We start from the raw sequence: 4,646 nt of genomic DNA on the forward strand, positions 1-4,646 counted from the left end.
TCTCTCAACTGCTACGCCAATATTCAAAGAACAGATTCTAGCGGTGAAAGAAGCCGATACTATTTTCAAACAAGTAACAAGCCACATGGGCGGTTTCATTGAGCAATTGAGCACGGTTAGCGATTCGATCTCAACATTGGAACAATCGCAAGTTGTTCTCTCAGATGCCATGACGAACGTAAGTGCGGTAGCCGAGGAATCTCTCGCTACTTCTGAGGAAGTTGCATCTTTGAGCTCTGAGCAGCTTAGCATAAGCGATGGCTTAGTGAAATTGTCAGATAAGTTGGATCTTCTTTCCAAATCACTTACCGACACGTTATCCAAATTCGAAGTCTAGTTGTATACAATTCGAAGTCCATTCTCTGTTTAAGAGGGTGGGCTTTTTTTGTTTCTGAGAGGGCGTAAGTACGGTTTGTCTGAGTGCAGGAATGACGATACTGAGAACATCTGAGATTATGATGAATAACATCGTTAGGAGTTAGATGTATGAGGGTCAAACAGTTATCTTCACTCGAAAAACGTCGTATTTTTCTTGTTCTTCTTACCATCGTACTCCTGTTTATTGGCATAGCGGGTAAGCTATTCTGGATACAGATCGCTGCAACGGAGAATTACAGCTCACACGGGGTTAATCTGCTTAAAAATTCAGTCGTTCAAAGGCAGCGCGCGCTAGTGCTGGAAAGTGGGCGAGGCGAAATTCTGGATCGCCATCTGCAACCGATGACAGGGAAGATTGTGAAATCTCTGGTCGTGTTTCCCATTCATAACGATCTGCAAGCAAATCCGCAGCAGGTGAATCAGCTTGTCCAGATTTTGCGGACGAATGCGGAGTCATGGCGCGTATTTACCAAAGATCTGAAAGAACCGCAAGTGTGGAGTGCTGCTGGCGGAGGCAAACCGATCGAGCTAACAGATGGACAGGAAGCTCAGATTGAAGCGCTTAATTTGCCGAATGTGAAGGTGGTGCAGATGGAAGATCGCTATCCTAGCGCGATGACTGCGCGGCAGCTGATCGGATTCATTGGGCAAAATCCGGATCGCGTGATGAACCTATACGGCTCTGATTTGGAGAAAGGCAAGGTTGCACTGACGACGAAGATTGGCGGTGCAGGCCTTGAGAAGACCTTCGATCTCTGGCTTCGCGGCATCGGGGAGACCTCGATCTCTTATTTTATGGATGCTGGCAAAAGGCCACTAACGGGACTGGATGCGCGTATGATTGCGCCGAATAATGCTTTTTATCCCGTCAAGTTAGTTACGACTCTTGATGCAAATGTGCAGCAGCAAATTGAGGCGCTGATGGATAAATTGAAAATCCGCGATGGAGCTGCCGTCGTTCAGGAAGTCGAACAAGGGGATATCGTCGCCATGGCGAGCAGGCCCAACTATGATCCCACATCTGTGGATCTTGCCAGTAAAAGCTGGAGCAACTATGCGCTTAAAGCGACGGCTCCCGGCTCTATTTTCAAAACCATTGTGGCAGCCGCTGCTCTGGATTTAGGTGTAGTTAATCCCAAAGAGACTTTCACTTGTGAAGGAGCACTTGGCAAGTACGGTTTTACATGCTGGAGAAAAGAGGGACATGGCCCCTTAACCTTAGAGCAAGGGTTCGCTCAATCTTGCAACATCGTGTTTGCCAAAGTCATGCAGCGCTTAACTGCTGCTCAATTAGAAAGTTTCGCGCATAAGCTAGGCGTGCTTGATGAGGTGGGATGGACAGGGAAGACGGACACGAAGATCCTCCTTCATCAATTAGATAGCGAAGAGGCAGGACAGCTCTTTGGTGCCCATACTCCGCACGACGATGAAGGTGTTCTTATGCAAACAGCCATCGGGCAAAGAGACGTCATGATGACCCCCTTACAGGCGTCTAATATGATTGTTACCTTACTGCATAATGGAAAAGGCTATTCGCCTAGAGTGGTTCAAGAAATTCGCTATCAAACCGATCGGGTGATGGAGAAGTTTGAACCGCAAATGTTAAAGGACAAAGAAGGATACGTGTCTGCCTCGACAAGCCGTACGCTTTTGAGTTGGATGCGAGAAGTTGTCACCGAAGGGACAGGCCAAGGGTTGAAGGATGCAAAGTGGCAGCTCGCAGGGAAATCCGGTACGGCTCAAACGATGGTCGGCAAGCAGGAAAAGGTGAACCAGTGGTTTATCGGATATGGCCCAGTAGCTTCTCCCAAGTATGCGGTATCCGTTGTTATCAAAAACACGGACCCTACCGAAAGCAACAAGGCCATACCTTTGTTCAAAGGGATCATGGATATTCTTGCAAGTGAATCAAACAGCAGGCAATGAGATGGTAAAACAGGTACCTTGATTGGGCTCGCTCGTAACTTCAATGAGTCCTCCAAAGGTGCGGATGATCCGATAGGAGACCATCATGCTGAGTCCTGTGCTTTTATTTTTGGTGGAATAAAAAGGGGTTCCAAGTCGGTTGATCTGTTCAGATGTCATGCCGACGCCAGTATCTGCAATTTGCAGAATAACGTGGGGACCTCTTTTGAAACCTATGATTTGCAGCGCGCCTCCGTTAGTCATAGCCTCGATACCATTTTTGGTTAAATTGAGCAGGCATTGCATGATTTTCTCTTCATTAGCTTGAATGACCAAGGGGGATTTCATGTCGATTTGAATATCAACCCCGCGCATAGCGGCATACGGAAGAATCAGATTGTTTAGTTTGGATGACAAGTCAGACAAGTTTAGCGTTTCAAGCTTCTCGGCTTCGGGTTTGGCAAAGGACAAATAGTCGGTAATAATACTTTGAGCGCGATCAATTTCTTCGATGACCATAGATGTGTAAACATGTTTCTTTTCTTCAGTGACCTGCGATTGACTAAGGATTTGCATAAATCCCCTGGCTACCGTCATCGGGTTGCGAATTTCATGGGCCACAGAAGCTGCCAATTCACTGAGGACATTCAGCTTCTCAGAGCGCTGGATTTCTTGGCGCAACGTGATATTTTCGCGGATTCTGGCAATTAAATAGGTGATGAGCCACATCGTAAATAAATGAACGAGACAATACAATATACCATATACCAAAAAAGTGCGATCTACCGTGACAAAAGAACCGACTCTATACAGCAGAGTAATGCAGAAAGTTGCTAGAGCACTGATGAAAGCAAGCAAGGTGGGAAACATCACTTTGGGGGTTAGGTGCTTCCAATTGCTTAGCGCAATGAAAGCCAGGATGAAGGGGACGAGTAGTGCTAGTAAGGTGACGATCCACACGAAATTTGGGCCATTCATAATGTACACATAGGCGAGTATAAATCCAGAAACCGCTAGTCCTGAGCGTATGCCTCCATATAGGAAAGCAATGAGTACGGGAATAATATGGAGATCGAAATGATTGCCTATGGGTTTGAAAAAAGGATGGGTCACGCAAAAAATGGCGGCTAAAGTGCAGATAAATATGAGAAATACCTGTCGGTACTTATCGTAATTGTCTAGGGAGCCGGGTTTTTCGAGCCAAAAGATGTGAGTTAAAACAATGGGGACGGTTAAAACAAGGATATTAAGGAGTAAATCGTCAAATATGTTCAAAGATCTCGCCTACTTAACAAAAATTTGATGTTCCACTTTTTATTCGACACAAAACTTGGAATTCCTTCGAATTGTATCCTAAAATTTGATGTTTTTTGGCGAAAAGCACCGATTTTTTACATTGCGACTATCGCTCGATTCGCTTACAATTCGGATAATGAACGTAAATAGCAGGCTCAGGAGAAACTTTTGTCATGGGACTTAGAGATAGCCGGCTCCCGGAAGCGGCACTTGCTAACCAGTGGTTGCTCGACCAAGGGTATGATACGGCGGTAAGAAATTCCGGGGGCGCAGCGGTTCCGCTGGATTTGAGCGTTGTGAATGTCTCTTTATTGCTGCCGAAAGAGGCGGGGGACATGGAACATCGCAAGGACTTTGAAGTGATGGTGTCTTTGATTCGTGAAGTGATGAGTAAACTGACCGATCATATTGATCAAGGTGAAGTGATGGGGTCCTTTTGTCCAGGCGAGTTCGACTTAAGTGTAGGCGGTCGTAAGTTCTGTGGAATCGCGCAGCGCAGGCAGCAGCGTGCTTTATCCGTCCAAGCGTTTATTATCGTTGAAGGTGAAGGAGAGGCGAAAGCAGCGCTAGCTAGAGGTTTCTACGAGCGCGCGGCTGCATCGGCAGATCCAAGTGAGTATCCTGCCGTAGCACCGGGGAGCATGGCGAGTTTGGCGGAATGCTTGAACATTCCTTTAACAGCGGAGCAGTTTACAGCAAACTTAGTTGAAGTCATGGTTGCCAGAGGGCTGCAAGTGACAAGTCCTGAAGCAATACCGGGCTATCCGACGGATGGACAGATCGGCGACATGGTGGAACTGATGAAAGAGCGATACGCGATTAAACAATAACAAAAACGGTCCCGACTTCGTGATATGCGTAGGCGGGACCGTTTTTATTGGCTCGCTTGTTGCAAAAGGGGAGGAGGAACCTTTTATCTGTGCGCTCGATTGTCTAGGTACAGAGTAGGACGGCGCTCTAGGGTGCCTCGGCAGAAATAGTGGAGAAATCTACTGTTATTTGGAGCTGCTCCCGGCAGGGGAGCGAATTAACAGTAGAAAGTCCATCTAAATCGTCGGGAGCTGGCT

3 protein-coding genes and 1 pseudogene are annotated in these 4,646 nt (G+C 46.8%); 3 read left to right on the forward strand and 1 reads right to left on the reverse strand.

Features of this window, described 5'->3' with window-relative positions:
• Window positions 1-337, forward strand: a pseudogene (locus AC1DUA_RS28345) (methyl-accepting chemotaxis protein); the annotation flags it as partial.
• Between the two features lie 149 nt (window positions 338-486).
• A complete protein-coding gene (locus tag AC1DUA_RS28350; RefSeq protein WP_477502941.1) occupies window positions 487-2,304 on the forward strand; it encodes a peptidoglycan D,D-transpeptidase FtsI family protein in 1,818 nt (605 codons plus the stop codon).
• Here AC1DUA_RS28350 and AC1DUA_RS28355 read toward each other — a convergent pair.
• Window positions 2,287-3,396 (reverse strand): ATP-binding protein, encoded by a 1,110-nt coding sequence (locus AC1DUA_RS28355; RefSeq protein WP_477502942.1) that lies wholly within the window; start codon window positions 3,394-3,396, stop codon window positions 2,287-2,289. The genes AC1DUA_RS28350 and AC1DUA_RS28355 overlap by 18 nt on opposite strands.
• A gap of 356 nt (window positions 3,397-3,752) precedes the next feature.
• Here AC1DUA_RS28355 and AC1DUA_RS28360 point away from each other — a divergent pair, with 356 nt between their 5' ends.
• Entirely contained in the window at window positions 3,753-4,409 is a 657-nt protein-coding gene (locus tag AC1DUA_RS28360; protein ID WP_477502943.1) for a lipoate--protein ligase family protein, read from the forward strand.
• Window positions 4,410-4,646 lie beyond the last annotated feature (237 nt).

The sequence above is a fragment of the Paenibacillus sp. 01T422 genome (assembly GCF_056398785.1).

Coding starts and splice junctions, on each gene's coding strand:
- AC1DUA_RS28350 (WP_477502941.1), top strand. CDS start 487: ATGAGGGTCAAACAGTTATCTTCACTCGAAAAACGTCGTATTTTTCTT.
- AC1DUA_RS28360 (WP_477502943.1), top strand. CDS start 3,753: ATGGGACTTAGAGATAGCCGGCTCCCGGAAGCGGCACTTGCTAACCAG.